The organism is Pseudomonas tremae (genome assembly GCF_001401155.1).
Taxonomy (GTDB): domain Bacteria; phylum Pseudomonadota; class Gammaproteobacteria; order Pseudomonadales; family Pseudomonadaceae; genus Aquipseudomonas; species Aquipseudomonas tremae.
The window spans coordinates 98982-113774 of the sequence record NZ_LJRO01000192.1 but is presented as its reverse complement, the minus strand read 5'-3'; the positions used below and the strand labels follow the sequence as shown (position 1 = coordinate 113774).

Sequence of the window (14793 nt, the reverse complement as noted above, 5' to 3'; positions counted from 1 at the left end):
CAAGCGACCGCCTACCGTGAGGTTTCCATGAGTGCAACGACCCCGAACCCCCAGGATTTCGCTACCCACGCGATTTCCCTGACCCTGAATGGGCAGCTCCGTCAGCTTGATGTGCTGCCCTGGACCACGCTGCTTGATCTGCTGCGAGATCAGCTCGACCTGGTCGGTACCAAGAAAGGCTGCGACCACGGCCAGTGTGGCGCATGTACCGTGCTGCGTGATGGTACGCGCATCAATGCCTGCCTGACGCTGGCGATCATGTGCGACGGCGCTGAGCTGACCACCATCGAAGGCCTGGCCGACGGTGAGCAACTGCATCCAATGCAGCAAGCGTTTATCAAGCATGACGCCTTTCAGTGTGGCTATTGCACCCCTGGGCAGATCTGCTCGGCGGTGGGCCTCGCCAATGAAGGTCGTGCCAGCACCCGCGCCGAAATTCAGGAGCTGATGAGCGGTAACCTGTGCCGCTGCGGTGCTTACAGCAACATCATTGCTGCCGTCGAAGAAGCGCTGCCACAGTTTCACAATGCCGCAGCCAAGCCGGAGGTGAACGCATGAACCCGTTCACCTACAGCAAGCCGACCGACGTCAGTGCAGCGGTCAATCTGAGCGGGCCGGCCACACGGTTTATCGCGGGCGGCACCAACCTGCTGGACCTGATGAAGGAAAACGTTGCCAGGCCTGAGCATTTGATCGATATCACCGGCCTGCCATTGCGTGAAGTCAGCGAGACCGCGTCTGGCGGGCTGATGATCGGGGCGCTGGTCAGCAACGCCGATCTGGCCTATCACCCCTTGATCGAGCAGCATTATCCGCTGTTGAGTCAGGCTGTACTGGCAGGTGCATCGCCGCAGCTTCGTAACATGGCCAGCACCGGCGGCAATCTGTTGCAGCGCACCCGTTGCTATTACTTCTACGACACCGGCGTGCCCTGCAACAAGCGCGAGCCCGGCACCGGTTGCCCGGCCCGCGATGGCCTGAACCGCATTCACGCGATTCTCGGTGCCAGTGATGCCTGTGTGGCGACTCACCCGTCTGACATGTGCGTAGCCCTGGCTGCGCTCGAGGCCGTTGTGCATGTTGAAGGCCGCGCCGGCAAACGCACCATCGAGTTTGCAGACTTCCATCGCCTGCCTGGTGATGCGCCGCAGCGTGACAACCAACTGGCAGACGACGAGTTGATCACTGCCGTCGAATTGCCAGCGGCGCGCTTTGTCAGCAACAGCGCCTACGTCAAGGTTCGTGACCGTCAGTCCTACGCCTTTGCACTGGTGTCGGTTGCAGCCGCGCTGGAACTCGACAATGGCGTGGTGCGCGACGTGCGCATTGCCTTGGGCGGCGTCGCGCACAAGCCGTGGCGTGACAAAGCTGTCGAGAGCCTGCTGGTCGGAAAGCCCGTGACTCGCGAAAACTTCGCAGCAGTGGCTGACGCCATGCTGGAAGACGCGCAGCCGCTTGCGCACAACGGTTTCAAAGTTCGATTGGCCCGCCGCGCGATCATTCGTGCCTTGAGCGACGCCGCAACAGGAGGGAGCGCCCAATGAACCAGCCATTTTCGCCAATGGGCAAACCCGTGGACCGCGTCGACGGTCGTCTGAAAGTAACCGGCGGCGCACGTTATGCCGGCGAGTACCCTGAAGAAGGCCTGCTGTTCGGCAGTGTGGTCTCCAGCACCATCGCCAGCGGTCGCGTGGTCAGCATCGATATCAGCGAAGCCATGAAAGTGCCGGGTGTCGTTGCGGTAATTGATCACACCAATCGTCCTTCGCTGGCCAGCTATGACGAGAACTATGAAGACGCTGACTCGGCAGACGGCTCGCCATTCCGTCCGCTGTACAACGATAAAGTGTTGTACAGCGGTCAGCCGTTGGCGCTGGTTGTGGCCGACACCCAGGAGCTGGCGCGACACGCTGGTTCGCTGGTACGCATCGAGTACGAACAGGCCAGCCACCAGACCGATCTGCAGGCCATGCTGGATACCGCGTACGACGCACCTGCCGAACTGCCGCCGCCGCGTGGCAACTTCGAGGGTGAGCTGGCAAGTTCGGCGCTGAGTGTCGATGTGACCTACAGCACGCCAAGCGAATACCACAACCCGATGGAACCGCATGCCTCGACGGTTCTGTATCAGGCAGACGGCAGTTTGCAGATCCACGACAAGACCCAGGGTACGCAGAACTGTCAGGACTACCTGCACAAGGTCTTCGGCCTGGAAAAGGACAAGATTCGTGTGTTGGCTGCCTTTGTCGGCGGTGCGTTCGGTTCCGGCTTGCGGCCGCAGTATCAACTGCCTTTGGCGGTGATGGCTGCGCTGCACTTGAAGCGTTCGGTACGCCTTACCCTGACTCGCCAGCAGATGTTCACCTTTGGTTACCGCCCACGTACTGTTCAGCGTCTGCGCCTGGGTGCTGCTGCCAATGGCCGCCTGCTGGCTGTGGGCCACGAAGCCATCGGCCAGACCTCGCGTTTCGAGGATTTCAGCGAGCACGTCGTGGAATGGAGCGGCATGCTCTATCAGTGTGACAACGTGCAACTGACTTACAAGCTGGTGCCGCTGGACGTGTTCACGCCGCTGGACATGCGTGCGCCGGGCGCTGCACTGGGCATGATCGGCCTGGAATGCGCGATGGATGAATTGGCCTGCGCGCTGGCGATCGACCCGGTACGCCTGCGGCTGACCAACTATGCCGAACGCAATGGTAACGAAGACAAGCCTTATTCCAGCAAGGAGTTGCGCGAATGCTACAGCCAGGGCGCCGAGCGTTTTGGCTGGGAACGCCGCAACCCTGAGCCACGCAGCATGCGCCAGGGTCGCCAACTGGTGGGCTGGGGCATGGCAGGCGGTGTCTGGGAAGCCATGCAGATGAAAGCCAGTGCCAAGGCGCGTCTGGGAGCAGACGGTTCGCTGGTGGTTAGCAGTGCCACCACCGATATCGGCACAGGCACTTACACTGTCATGACCCAGATCGCAGCCGAATCTGCGGGTGTCGATGTAGACAAGGTCACTTTCTTGCTGGGCGATTCGTCGTTGCCGACTGCGCCGTTGCAAGGTGGCTCGTTTACCGTGTCTTCAGTGGGTACAGCGGTGCAGCAGGCCTGTCAGGCCTTGCAGCGTAAAGTACTGGAAGTGGCCAAAGGTCTGCATCCGCAGTTCGCCTCTGCCACGCCAGATCAGGTTCGCTTTGAAGCAGGCAAGCTGTACCTGGGTGATCAGGTGCTGTCGATGGCCGAGCTTGCAGCGTCGCAGGCCAATGGCGCGATCGAAGTGCAGGTGGACGCCGAGCCGGACAAGAAGCGCGAAGCCTACGCGGCGGCAACGCACTCGGCGGTATTCGTCGAAGTGCTGGTGGATGAAGATCTGGGCACCGTCAAGGTGAACCGTGTGGTCAGCGCGGTTGCAGCAGGCCGGGTGGTGAATCCGAAAATGGCACGCAGCCAGATTCTGGGTGGCGTGGTCTGGGGGATGGGCATGGCGCTGCATGAAGAAGCGATGCTTGACCATGACCTTGGCCGCCCGATGAACCACAGCCTTGCCGAGTATCACATCCCGGTGAACGCTGATATTGGTGACATCGACGTGCTGTTTGTCGAAGAAAATGACGAGATCGTCAATGCGCTGGGCTCCAAAGGCGTCGGCGAAATCGGCATCGTGGGAGTACCGGCAGCTATTGCCAACGCCATCTACCACGCGACCGGCAAGCGGATACGCGAGTTTCCGATCACGCTGGACAAGCTGTTGTAATTCTTCGGCTGTCGTTCCCACGCCCATGCTCGTCGTTGTAAGCGAGTCTTGAGAGGCCCGCAGATAGGGCTTCTTCCCGGAGGGCGTGGGGGCTTCAGGAGGTTACGACGGCTGCGACGGGCTGCTAAACGGCTCTGAACGGGCGACATTGCTTGTGCCTGATGCTGTTCACGTTCCTGCTGCCGGTTCCCGGCAGTTCGCGGACAAGTCCGCTCCTACACAATTCCTCTCCCTCCGCTCCCACAGAAGCGGAGCGTCGCTCTCCACGTGAGACATCCCGCCACGCGACAATAGACCACACGGCTTAAAGGGCTGAACAGGACTACTCTTTCATTGTCGATTGATCTACGTCATTGCTTAAAGGCACAGGATGACCAATCGACCAGCATTTGCTCGTTCAAGAACGCTGCATAAAAAGAAACAAATGCACTCATTACCGTGGGGGCAATCGCTGTTGGCTTGTTGTCGGCAGCAGGTTTCATCTGAGAGAGGAACGTTTTATGTTCGGTTTAGAGGCTATCGATCTCGCCCGAATTCAGTTCGCATTCACGATTTCGTTTCACATCCTGTTTCCTGCCATCACCATTGGTCTGGCAAGTTATCTGGCTGTGCTCGAAGGCCTGTGGCTGAAGACCCGCGATGATGTCTACCGTGACCTGTACCACTTCTGGTCCAAGATATTTGCCGTCAATTTCGGCATGGGCGTAGTGTCCGGGCTGGTCATGGCCTATCAATTCGGCACCAACTGGAGCCGCTTCTCTGATTTTGCCGGCGCTGTTACCGGCCCTCTGCTGACCTACGAGGTGCTGACCGCCTTCTTCCTGGAGGCCGGTTTCCTCGGCGTGATGCTGTTCGGCTGGAATCGCGTCGGTCGCAACCTGCACTTTTTCTCCACGGTGATGGTTGCCATCGGCACGCTGATTTCCACCTTCTGGATTCTGTCGTCCAACAGCTGGATGCAGACCCCGCAAGGGTTCGAGATCATCGATGGTCGGATTATCCCCACTGACTGGTTCGCCGTGATCTTCAACCCGTCGTTCCCGTATCGCCTGACACACATGGCGATCGCTGCGTTCGTGGCAACTGCGTTCTTTGTCGGTTCTTCCGCCGCCTGGCACCTGCTGCGTGGCCGCGATACACCGGCGGTACGCAAGATGCTCTCGATGGCCATGTGGATGGCCCTCCTGGTGGCGCCTGTTCAGGCAGTGGTCGGTGACTTCCACGGTCTGAACACGCTCGAGCATCAGCCCGCGAAAATCGCAGCAATCGAAGGCCACTGGGAAAACGAGGGTGACAAGCCCACGCCGCTGATTCTGTTCGGCATCCCCGACATGAAGGAAGAGCGTACCAAGTACGCGGTGGAAATCCCGTACCTGGGCAGCCTGATCCTGACCCACAGCCTCGACAAGCAAGTGCCTGCGCTCAAGGAATTCAAACCCGAGGATCGCCCTAATTCGACGATCGTGTTCTGGTCGTTCCGGGTCATGGTCGCACTCGGCATGCTGATGATCTTCACCGGCCTGTGGAGCCTCTGGCTGCGCAAACGCGGCACCCTGTATAACTCGCGTCCGTTCCTGTACATGGCGCTGTGGATGGGACCTTCGGGCCTGATCGCGATCCTGGCGGGCTGGTTCACCACCGAGATCGGTCGTCAGCCGTGGGTGGTCTACGGCCTGATGCGTACCGCAGATGCCTCTTCGGGTCACAGCGTTGCGCAGATGAGCATCACCCTGGTGTTGTTCGTGGTCGTGTACTTCGTGCTGTTCGGCACAGGTCTGGGCTACATGATGCGGCTGGTCCGCAAAGGGCCGAAAGCCTACGTCGAGCACGTACCTGACGGTGGTCCTGGCCAGAAACGCACACCGGCCCGTCCGCTCTCCGCCGCTGTTGAAGGCGCAGAAGATGGCGACAATATTGACCATCTTGGCAAGGGGAACTAAGCCATGGGCATCGATCTTCCGCTGATCTGGGCCATCATCATCGTCTTCGGCATTATGATGTACGTCGTGATGGACGGATTCGATCTGGGCATCGGGATTCTCTTCCCGTTCATGAAGGAAAGTCACGACCGCGACGTGATGATGAACACTGTCGCGCCGGTCTGGGACGGTAACGAAACCTGGCTGGTACTGGGCGGCGCTGCACTGTTTGGCGCGTTTCCGCTGGCCTATTCTGTGGTTCTGTCTGCGCTGTATCTGCCGCTGATGTTCATGCTCATGGGCCTGATATTCCGCGGCGTGGCGTTCGAGTTCCGCTTCAAGGCGACCGAGCTGAAGCGTCACTGGTGGGACAAGGCCTTCATTGGCGGCTCGCTCGCGGCGACTTTCTTTCAGGGTGTGGCGCTGGGTGCCTATATTGAAGGCATTCCGGTGGTCGATCGTCAGTTTGCAGGCGGCTCGCTGGACTGGCTTTCGCCGTTCCCGATGTTCTGCGGCCTGGCCTTGATCGTTGCCTATGCGTTGCTGGGCTGCACCTGGCTGATCATGAAGACCGAAGGCCCGCTACAGAAGGCCATGCATGACCTGGCGCGCCCTCTGGCACTGGCGGTTCTTGCCGTCATGGCCGTGGTCAGCCTGTGGACGCCGCTGGCGCATGCGGATATTGCGCATCGCTGGTTCAGCATGCCTAACCTGTTCTGGTTCATGCCGGTGCCGATTCTGGTGTTGGTGACCATGTACGGGCTGTTCAAGGCTGTGGCGCGAAATGCCCACTACACGCCGTTTCTGCTGACCCTGTTGCTGATCTTTCTCGGCTATAGCGGTCTGGGCATCAGCCTGTGGCCGAATATCATTCCGCCTTCAGTGTCTATCTGGCAGGCCGCCGCGCCGCCACAGAGCCAGGGTTTCATGCTGGTCGGCACGCTGTTCATCATTCCGTTTATCCTGGGCTACACCTTCTGGAGCTACTACGTGTTCCGCGGCAAGGTGACGACCGAAGACGGTTATCACTAGCCCGAACCGAGGAGAATGACGATGTCTGGTAAAAATTCCATGCACGATCCGGATCCGGCACTGAGCAAACCGCTCTGGCAACGACTGGCCTGGCTGGTCGGGATCTGGTCGGGCAGTGTGTTTGCGCTGTTCATCGTCGCCAGCCTGATGCGCATGTTCATGAGCGCTGCAGGCCTGACGACTCACTGATCATCACTGCATTCCCGTTCGTGCCTTCCGGGCACGTTTACGACCCTCTGTCACCGCTCGTGTGGCAAGAGGGTCTTTTTTTGCGTGCTGCGGCTTACTTGCGTGCCTTGAGGATGACGAACTTGGGTGTGGATGCAACCTGCTCGACACCCCTGAACAGGCGCGACAGCTTGGTGTGATAACCCAGATGTCGATTACCGACGATATACAGTGCGCCACCTGTTACCAACGCCTCGCGCGCCTGGAGGAACATGCGCCAGGCGAGGAAATCCCCTACCACCTGCTGCTGATGAAACGGCGGATTGCACAGCACCACATCCAGAGAGTCAGGTTCCTGGCCGTCCAGCCCGTCGCCTGCACGGATGACGGCTTCTCGCTCGCCCAACTGTGCCCGCCAGTTTTCTGCAGCCGATTGCACAGCCATGTATGACTCGTCCACCAGCGTGTAGTGCGCATCGGGATTGTCCAGCGCACTGGCGATGGCCAGCACCCCGTTGCCGCAACCCAGGTCTGCAACCCGCGAGCTGCCCAGGTTCTTCGGCAAATGAGGCAAAAAGGCCCGAGTGCCGATATCCAGACCCTCGCGACAGAACACATTGGCGTGGTTGATCAGTTCGATGGCCGGTTCATCCAGCCGGTAACGTGTCGGGTAAGGCGAGGCTTGCACCTCCTGCGCCTGCGGTGTCACAAATAGCAATCGGGCTTTTTTCACCGCCAGCGAGGCTTGCACCGGCCCCACATACTCTTCCAGCAAGTCTCCGGCCGAGCGCGGCAAATGCTTGACCATCGCCGCAGCGATCACCCGCGCGCCGGGTGCCAGTTGGCCTTGCAGTCGTATCAGTTGCTCTTCCAGCAGGGCAAGGGTCTTGGGGACGCGGATGAGCACCCAGTCGAACGGGCCGTTCAGTGGCTCGCTGGCTGGTATCAGAGGCACCGCGTCATAGGCCATGCCGTTGCGTGCCAGGTTCTTTTCCAGCCCTTGCGCCGCCAGGTACGAATCGGTACTGCTTGACACTGTCGCGTGGCGGGCGAGGCTCGCCGCAAGGGCGCCGAAGCTGTCGTTGAGCACCAGCACCCGGCTTTGAAGGCTCAGCCCGGTCTCTGCAACGTGGCTGAGCAGGTATTCGTCAGCGGCATCGAATGCCTGCAGCGGCTCATCCTGTTGCTCTGGCTGGCGGATGAGATCAAGTTCAGCGAAGGGACTGATGAGCAGGGGCATTGGCGGGAGAACTCTGTGCAATCGAAGGTATATCAGCGAGTCCTGTGACAGGCAGACTCGCCGATACCCGGGATTTTACGTAGTTTTCCGACAGATATCTGCCTATTGCTGAACAACGGCGGTTTTTGTCAGAACATGCCGCTCATCGCAGCACGTACAGCAGCGGCGGTCTTGTTGCACACGCCCATCTTTTGGATGGCACTGGCGATGTGAAAGTGAATGGTGCGCTCCTTCAGGCAAAGAATGATTGCAATGGCACCAGCTGTTTTCCCTTCTGCGGACCACTTGAGGACTTCGATTTCTCTCTGTGTCAGGTTCTTTGCTGGCGAGGGCTGTAGAAAATTGATTTCCATGGTGTTCATGAAGCCTCCTTGCGGTGTGTATCCAGACCTTGCTGTTCGCTTATCCAGTCTAGGAACAAATCACCGGCAACCCGCCGACTGCGCAGGCGCGCTGACGGATGGACTGATGGCACTTGGCACCGCGAAATATGTCTTTACCCTGTAACCCTTGTGCAAGAGCGGTTCAGGTAATTTGTCGCGCAGCCGTTCAGCCAGCTCAGGCAGTCTTCGAGAACCAAATGCTCTAAGCCGACAGGTCGGTTTCGAGGTAAATCATCACAAACAGCCGGTGTTTATCGCGACGGCTTTGCGGGACACTGGGTTCTGCTTTCCATATTCAGGAGTTCAAAGCGCACCATGACCGTCAGTGATGACAAGTTCACCCGACAGACACTGCAGCGTGTCACGCCGCTGACCGAGAACCTGTTCACCCTGCGCGCTACACGCGATCCGGGTTTTCGCTTTCGTGCCGGCCAGTTTGCGCGGCTTGGCGTGACCAAGGCCGATGGCACGACCGTGTGGCGTGCCTATTCGATGGTGTCTTCACCCTACGACGAGTTTCTGGAGTTCTTCTCCATCGTGGTGCCCGACGGCGAGTTCACCAGCGAGCTGAACCGCCTGCGCGAAGGCGACACCCTGATGGTGGAAAAGCAGGCATTTGGTTACCTGACGCTGGATCGATTTGTTGATGGCCGTGACCTGTGGCTGTTGTCTACAGGCACAGGCGTCGCGCCTTTTCTGTCGATCCTTCAGGATTTCGAAGTCTGGGAGAAGTTCGAGCGGGTGATCCTTGTCTACAGCGTGCGCGAGTCCCGCGAGCTGGCCTATCAGCAGCTGATTGCCGAGCTGATGCAGCGTGAGTATCTGGCTGAGTACGCGGACAAGTTTCTGTTTCTGCCCACGGTAACCCGCGAGCAGCATCCGGGCGCATTGAATGGACGCATCACGCAACTGATCGACAACGGAGAACTGGAGCGCGCCGCCGGAATTGCCCTCACGCCAGAGCATTCGCGGGTAATGTTATGTGGTAATCCGCAGATGATCGATGACACACGAGCGATTCTCAAACAGCGCGACATGCGCCTGAGCCTGTCACGCAAGCCAGGGCAGGTGGCAGTCGAGACGTATTGGTAGACGACGCTTCGCTCGTCCACAATCCCCAAGGATCGTAGGAGCGGACTCGTCCGCGATATGCCGGGAACCGGCAGCAAGCTGCTTCAGGGCCGCTTCGCAGCCCATCGCAGCTATCGTAACCTTCTGATACTCCCACGCCCCACAAACACAAGCTCGTGTTTCAAACCCACAATCAGAGTGGGCGTGCAGGGTCCACGGTGACGGGTTCTGCCGGCTTGTTCTGTTCCTTCAGCAGGTCGCGAATCTCGCTCAGCAGAACTTCCTGCCTGGAAGGCGTTGGCGGCAGGGTAGGCGCCTTGGCTTCTTCGCGTTTCAGGCGATTGATCGCCTTGACGCCCATGAAGATCGCGAACGCGACAATGATGAAGTCGATGATGGTCTGGATGAACTTGCCATACGCCAGCAGTACTGCGGGCGCTGTGCCCTGTGCTGGACGCAGGGTGACGGCCAGGTCACTGAAGTCCACACCGCCGATCAACAGGCCTAACGGCGGCATGATGACATCGCCGACGAACGACGAAACGATCTTGCCGAATGCCGCGCCAATGATGATACCGACGGCCATATCGACCACGTTACCTTTGACCGCAAAGGCCTTGAACTCGCTAAGTACGCTCATGGGTAATTCCTTGTTACAGATAAAATTGATCCAGAAGAGTGTAGCCCAGCCGTAGTGTTGCCGCTTGAACCACGTTTAATCGACCGGAGCCGCCTGCGTAAGTTTTATCCGGTTTTGAAACCTGTGCTTCGCCGAGCGAGTAGCGGGTACCGAAACCTGCGCTATGATGGGCGTTTTTCACGACTGGGGTTGTCATGGCCAAGGCCAAACGCTTGTACGGCTGCACCGAGTGTGGCGCGACGTTTCCCAAGTGGGCGGGCCAGTGCGCTGATTGCGGCGCCTGGAACACACTGGTCGAAACCATGATTGAGAGTGGTGCCGCTGCGCCCCCCAGTGGACGCACGGGCTGGACCGGTTCGCAGGCGCAGATCAGAACCCTGGCGGAAGTCAGCGTCGAAGAGATCCCGCGTTTCTCCACCAACTCCGCCGAGCTGGATCGCGTGCTCGGTGGCGGTCTGGTAGACGGCTCGGTGGTGTTGATCGGCGGTGATCCTGGCATCGGTAAATCAACCATTCTGCTTCAGACACTGTGCAACATTGCGCAACGCATGCCTGCCCTGTATGTCACTGGTGAGGAATCCCAACAGCAAGTGGCCATGCGCGCCCGCCGTCTGGGCCTGCCGCAGGACAAACTGCGCGTCATGACCGAAACCTGCATCGAGACGATCATTGCCACAGCCAAGGTCGAAAAGCCGAAAGTGATGGTGATCGACTCGATCCAGACGATCTTTACCGAACAGTTGCAATCCGCACCGGGTGGCGTATCGCAGGTTCGTGAAAGCGCTGCCTTGCTGGTGCGCTACGCCAAACAAAGCGGCACCGCGATCTTTCTGGTGGGTCACGTCACCAAGGAAGGCGCGCTGGCCGGTCCACGCGTGCTGGAGCACATGGTCGACACCGTGTTGTATTTCGAAGGCGAGTCGGACGGCCGTCTGCGCCTGTTGCGGGCCGTGAAGAATCGCTTCGGTGCCGTGAACGAGCTGGGCGTGTTCGGCATGACCGACAAGGGCTTGAAGGAAGTCTCCAATCCGTCGGCGATTTTCCTGACCCGTGCTCAGGAAGAAGTACCGGGCAGCGTGGTCATGGCTACGTGGGAAGGTACGCGACCCATGCTGGTGGAAGTCCAGGCACTGGTGGATGACAGCCACATGTCCAATCCGCGCCGGGTGACACTGGGGCTCGATCAAAACCGTCTGGCGATGCTATTGGCCGTATTGCACCGGCATGGCGGCATTCCGACCCACGATCAGGACGTGTTCCTCAACGTGGTGGGGGGCGTGAAGGTGCTCGAGACCGCATCAGACCTGGCCTTGATGGCCGCGGTCATGTCCAGCCTGCGCAATAGGCCTCTGCCGCATGACCTGCTGGTGTTTGGCGAAGTGGGGTTGTCGGGTGAGGTCAGGCCCGTGCCCAGTGGTCAGGAGCGCCTCAAGGAGGCCGCCAAGCACGGTTTCAAACGGGCCATCGTGCCGAAAGGCAATGCGCCGAAAGAAGCACCTCCCGGCTTGCAAATCATTGCTGTCACGCGCCTGGAACAGGCTTTGGATGCGCTGTTCGAGTAACCCTCCCTTGGGGTTATTCGTACAACTCGATCAAGGCCGCCAGTTCCCGATCGAGTTCCTCGGGGTCGCCGAGGTTCAATTCGACCAGCCGCCTCAGGTAGCTGATCGACTCCAGCCCTATATGCCGGCAAACAAACCCCAGTTGCCGGTTGTTGTCATGGGTGACTTCGGCATCCATTTTCACGTGGGCATCGTTGCTTAGAATGATGTCGACTTCAAAGGGTTGCGTCGGATCACCGTTCCAAGGATCAGGCCGTTCGATCAGCAACCCTTTGAGGGACAGGTCGACCAGTTTCACTTTCCAGCTTTTGTCGCCTTGCTTCAGATCGGTCTTGGCATCAAAGGCAATGCGTTTGAAACGACGGCGATCTTCGGGTGAGTCGGTCATCGGGTTAACTCTCTTGTCGCCCGTTGAAACCAGTCAGCGGGCAGGTTGTTTTCCGAGCAATTCTTTCGTCTCTGCACGATAGACCGGAAAGCAATGGCAGAACAGTTCCTCCTTGCCGTTTTGTGATCCGGCCACCATCTCTTGAGGCCATTCCAGCCCTCTATGCCGGGTATCTGCCGCAATTGATCATTTTTCGACCTAGACCTTGGTTGGGGGTGGTCTTTCGTGGATCCGACGCTAAACTCGCACTGCTTGCCTTCTAGTCAACTCTGCTGGAATAAAAAATGAAAAATAATAATAGCCTGATGCGCCACGTTCCCTGGCTCATCGTTGCAATTGTCGGAGCATGTGCTCTTGGGGTCGTGGCCTTGCGTCGCGGAGAGGCGATCAATGCCTTGTGGATAGTGGTTGCTGCGGTGGCTATCTATCTGGTTGCTTATCGTTACTACAGTCTTTTCATCGCCACGCACGTCATGCAGCTCGATCCGCTGCGTGCCACGCCGGCGGTGGTCAATAACGATGGTCTGGACTACGTGCCGACCAACAAACATATCCTGTTTGGTCACCACTTTGCCGCCATCGCTGGCGCGGGGCCGCTGGTCGGGCCGGTGCTGGCCGCGCAAATGGGCTATCTGCCCGGTACGCTCTGGCTGATCGCCGGTGTGGTGCTGGCAGGAGCGGTGCAGGATTTCATGATTCTGTTCCTGTCCACGCGCCGCGACGGTCGCTCGCTGGGCGACATGGTTCGCGAGGAAATGGGCCGCATTCCCGGTACCATCGCCTTGTTCGGCTGCTTCCTGATCATGATCATCATCCTTGCGGTGCTGGCGCTGATTGTGGTCAAGGCGCTGGCCGAAAGCCCTTGGGGCATGTTCACGGTCATGGCGACGATTCCGATTGCAATGTTCATGGGCATTTACATGCGCTACATCCGTCCGGGACGCATTGGAGAAATCTCTATTGTCGGTGTCATTCTGCTGCTGGGTTCGATCTGGGTCGGCGGTGCGGTAGCGGCTGATCCGACCTGGGGGCCGATGTTCACCTTCACCGGCATACAGATCACCTGGATGCTGGTGGGCTACGGTTTCGTCGCAGCCATGCTGCCGGTCTGGCTGCTGCTGGCGCCACGTGACTACCTGTCGACCTTCCTCAAGATCGGCACAATTCTGGCCTTGGCAATCGGTATCCTGATTCTGGCCCCCGAGCTGAAAATGCCGGCCCTGACCCAGTTCACCGATGGCACCGGCCCGGTCTGGAAAGGCGCGCTGTTCCCGTTCCTGTTCATCACCATCGCCTGCGGCGCGGTGTCGGGTTTCCACGCGCTGATCTCTTCGGGTACCACGCCCAAGCTGCTGGATAACGAAAAGAATGCCCGTTACATCGGCTACGGCGGCATGCTGATGGAGTCATTCGTGGCGATCATGGCGATGGTCGCCGCTTCGGTCATCGAACCAGGTGTCTATTTTGCGATGAACAGCCCGGCTGCCGTGGTTGGCAGCGATGTGGTGACGGTCGCGCAGACGGTTTCCAGCTGGGGCTTCGCCATCACGCCCGAACAACTGACAGCGGTCGCCAAAGACATCGGCGAAAACACCATTCTGGCCCGCGCCGGTGGTGCGCCTACCCTGGCGGTCGGTATCGCGCAGATTCTCCATCAGGTATTGCCGGGCGAGAACACCATGGCGTTCTGGTACCACTTCGCGATCCTGTTTGAAGCGCTGTTCATCCTCACCGCTGTCGACGCCGGCACACGGGCCGGACGCTTCATGCTGCAGGACCTTCTGGGCAGCTTCGTGCCAGCCCTGAAACGCACCGAATCCTGGACCGCCAACGCCATCGGTACAGGTGGTTGCGTCGCCCTGTGGGGGTATCTGCTGTATCAGGGCGTGATCGACCCGCTGGGTGGCATCAACACCCTGTGGCCGCTGTTTGGTATCTCCAACCAGATGCTCGCCGGTATCGCGCTGATGCTCGCCAGCGTCGTGCTGATCAAGATGAAGCGTCAGCGCTACGTCTGGGTCACCATGTTGCCTGCTGTCTGGCTGCTGATCTGCACCGTGACGGCTGGCCTGATCAAACTGTTCGACGCCAACCCAGCGGTCGGCTTCCTGGCCCTGGCCAAGAAGTACAGCGCCGCTGCGGATGCCGGTCAGATTCTGGCTCCGGCGAAGACCATGGACCAGATGCAGCATGTGATCTTCAACGCCTACACCAACGCTGGGCTGACCATGCTGTTCCTGTTTGTGGTGTTCAGCATTCTGTTCTATGCCATCAAAGTAGGCCGTGCGGCCTGGACGACCAAGGAGCGCTCCGACAAGGAAGCTCCTTATCAGGCCATGCCGCCAGCGCCGCAGGTGTGATGATGTTCACCCACAGAGGATTTGCCCATGTTCAATGACCTGAGTCGCCTCGGCAAATACCTCGGTCAGGCCGCGCGCCTGATGGTGGGCATGCCTGACTACGATACGTATGTCGAGCACATGCAGAACACCCACCCGGACAAGCCGATGATGACCTACGAGCAGTTCTTTCGGGAGCGGCAAGAGGCACGTTACGGCGGCAAGGGCGGGCCGAAGTGCTGCTGATATGCTGATATGCTGATCTGCGTTATTGTCTGACCCGACGCGCCACAGGCCATCACCTGTGGC

General features: G+C 59.2%; 15 protein-coding genes. 10 read left to right on the top strand and 5 right to left on the bottom strand.

The window, feature by feature from the left end:
• The first annotated feature begins 27 nt into the window (after positions 1–27).
• The 6 genes from ALO43_RS13690 (at position 28) to ALO43_RS28910 (ending at position 6882) form a co-directional block, all read left to right on the top strand.
• Positions 28–558, top strand: coding sequence for a (2Fe-2S)-binding protein (locus ALO43_RS13690; protein ID WP_024671635.1), 531 nt, complete (start codon positions 28–30; stop codon positions 556–558).
• A complete protein-coding gene (locus ALO43_RS13685; RefSeq protein ID WP_005894307.1) occupies positions 555–1544 on the top strand; it encodes an FAD binding domain-containing protein in 990 nt (329 codons plus the stop codon). The genes ALO43_RS13690 and ALO43_RS13685 overlap by 4 nt, the downstream gene beginning before the upstream one ends.
• Entirely contained in the window at positions 1541–3742 is a 2202-nt protein-coding gene (locus tag ALO43_RS13680; protein ID WP_024690258.1) for a xanthine dehydrogenase family protein molybdopterin-binding subunit, read from the top strand. Before ALO43_RS13685 ends, ALO43_RS13680 begins: the two co-directional genes overlap by 4 nt.
• 500 nt (positions 3743–4242) lie before the next feature.
• Positions 4243–5682 (top strand): cytochrome ubiquinol oxidase subunit I, encoded by a 1440-nt coding sequence (locus ALO43_RS13675; protein ID WP_024671634.1) that lies wholly within the window; start codon positions 4243–4245, stop codon positions 5680–5682.
• Positions 5683–5685: 3 nt separating this feature from the next.
• Complete coding sequence (cydB, locus tag ALO43_RS13670) at positions 5686–6693, top strand: cytochrome d ubiquinol oxidase subunit II (RefSeq protein WP_024671633.1); 1008 nt, start codon at positions 5686–5688, stop codon at positions 6691–6693.
• A gap of 21 nt (positions 6694–6714) precedes the next feature.
• Positions 6715–6882: a DUF2474 domain-containing protein gene (locus ALO43_RS28910; protein ID WP_005894301.1), complete on the top strand. Its 168-nt coding sequence runs from the start codon at positions 6715–6717 to the stop codon at positions 6880–6882.
• A gap of 94 nt (positions 6883–6976) precedes the next feature.
• Here the strand turns inward: ALO43_RS28910 and ALO43_RS13665 are convergent, their stop codons facing one another.
• Positions 6977–8101 carry a methyltransferase gene (locus ALO43_RS13665; RefSeq protein WP_053931548.1) on the bottom strand — a complete coding sequence of 375 codons (1125 nt, stop codon included), beginning with the start codon at positions 8099–8101 and terminating at the stop codon, positions 6977–6979.
• Positions 8102–8229: 128 nt separating this feature from the next.
• Entirely contained in the window at positions 8230–8463 is a 234-nt protein-coding gene (locus tag ALO43_RS28905; RefSeq protein WP_005894298.1) for a response regulator transcription factor, read from the bottom strand.
• A 336-nt stretch (positions 8464–8799) separates the two neighbouring features.
• On the opposite strand from ALO43_RS28905, the gene ALO43_RS13655 reads away from it, so the two are divergent.
• Positions 8800–9576, top strand: a complete 777-nt coding sequence (locus tag ALO43_RS13655; protein WP_005894297.1) for a ferredoxin--NADP reductase — start codon at positions 8800–8802, stop codon at positions 9574–9576.
• Between the two features lie 172 nt (positions 9577–9748).
• Here the strand turns inward: ALO43_RS13655 and mscL are convergent, their stop codons facing one another.
• Both mscL and ALO43_RS30130 read right to left on the bottom strand, forming a co-directional pair.
• Positions 9749–10195 (bottom strand): large-conductance mechanosensitive channel protein MscL, encoded by a 447-nt coding sequence (mscL, locus tag ALO43_RS13650; RefSeq protein ID WP_005894296.1) that lies wholly within the window; start codon positions 10193–10195, stop codon positions 9749–9751.
• A gap of 13 nt (positions 10196–10208) precedes the next feature.
• A complete protein-coding gene (locus tag ALO43_RS30130) occupies positions 10209–10391 on the bottom strand; it encodes a hypothetical protein (protein WP_144106539.1) in 183 nt (60 codons plus the stop codon).
• On the opposite strand from ALO43_RS30130, the gene radA reads away from it, so the two are divergent.
• The gene (gene radA / locus ALO43_RS13645; protein ID WP_003381736.1) at positions 10390–11757 is read left to right on the top strand and encodes a DNA repair protein RadA; all 1368 of its coding nucleotides are present in this window, start codon (positions 10390–10392) and stop codon (positions 11755–11757) included. The two genes, ALO43_RS30130 and radA, sit on opposite strands and share 2 nt — an antisense overlap.
• A 13-nt stretch (positions 11758–11770) precedes the next feature.
• Here radA and ALO43_RS13640 read toward each other — a convergent pair whose 3' ends face one another.
• Positions 11771–12145, bottom strand: coding sequence for a PilZ domain-containing protein (locus ALO43_RS13640; RefSeq protein WP_005894295.1), 375 nt, complete (start codon positions 12143–12145; stop codon positions 11771–11773).
• Between the two features lie 284 nt (positions 12146–12429).
• Here ALO43_RS13640 and ALO43_RS13635 point away from each other — a divergent pair, with 284 nt between their 5' ends.
• Positions 12430–14505, top strand: coding sequence for a carbon starvation CstA family protein (locus ALO43_RS13635; RefSeq protein ID WP_005894294.1), 2076 nt, complete (start codon positions 12430–12432; stop codon positions 14503–14505).
• Positions 14506–14532: 27 nt separating this feature from the next.
• The gene (locus tag ALO43_RS13630; RefSeq protein ID WP_002555232.1) at positions 14533–14730 is read left to right on the top strand and encodes a YbdD/YjiX family protein; all 198 of its coding nucleotides are present in this window, start codon (positions 14533–14535) and stop codon (positions 14728–14730) included.
• The last annotated feature ends 63 nt before the right edge of the window (positions 14731–14793 follow it).

Coding starts and splice junctions, on each gene's coding strand:
- ALO43_RS13690 (WP_024671635.1), top strand. CDS start 28: ATGAGTGCAACGACCCCGAACCCCCAGGATTTCGCTACCCACGCGATT.
- ALO43_RS13685 (WP_005894307.1), top strand. CDS start 555: ATGAACCCGTTCACCTACAGCAAGCCGACCGACGTCAGTGCAGCGGTC.
- ALO43_RS13680 (WP_024690258.1), top strand. CDS start 1,541: ATGAACCAGCCATTTTCGCCAATGGGCAAACCCGTGGACCGCGTCGAC.
- ALO43_RS13675 (WP_024671634.1), top strand. CDS start 4,243: ATGTTCGGTTTAGAGGCTATCGATCTCGCCCGAATTCAGTTCGCATTC.
- cydB (WP_024671633.1), top strand. CDS start 5,686: ATGGGCATCGATCTTCCGCTGATCTGGGCCATCATCATCGTCTTCGGC.
- ALO43_RS28910 (WP_005894301.1), top strand. CDS start 6,715: ATGTCTGGTAAAAATTCCATGCACGATCCGGATCCGGCACTGAGCAAA.
- ALO43_RS13665 (WP_053931548.1), bottom strand. CDS start 8,101: ATGCCCCTGCTCATCAGTCCCTTCGCTGAACTTGATCTCATCCGCCAG.
- ALO43_RS28905 (WP_005894298.1), bottom strand. CDS start 8,463: ATGAACACCATGGAAATCAATTTTCTACAGCCCTCGCCAGCAAAGAAC.
- ALO43_RS13655 (WP_005894297.1), top strand. CDS start 8,800: ATGACCGTCAGTGATGACAAGTTCACCCGACAGACACTGCAGCGTGTC.
- mscL (WP_005894296.1), bottom strand. CDS start 10,195: ATGAGCGTACTTAGCGAGTTCAAGGCCTTTGCGGTCAAAGGTAACGTG.
- radA (WP_003381736.1), top strand. CDS start 10,390: ATGGCCAAGGCCAAACGCTTGTACGGCTGCACCGAGTGTGGCGCGACG.
- ALO43_RS30130 (WP_144106539.1), bottom strand. CDS start 10,391: ATGACAACCCCAGTCGTGAAAAACGCCCATCATAGCGCAGGTTTCGGT.
- ALO43_RS13640 (WP_005894295.1), bottom strand. CDS start 12,145: ATGACCGACTCACCCGAAGATCGCCGTCGTTTCAAACGCATTGCCTTT.
- ALO43_RS13635 (WP_005894294.1), top strand. CDS start 12,430: ATGAAAAATAATAATAGCCTGATGCGCCACGTTCCCTGGCTCATCGTT.
- ALO43_RS13630 (WP_002555232.1), top strand. CDS start 14,533: ATGTTCAATGACCTGAGTCGCCTCGGCAAATACCTCGGTCAGGCCGCG.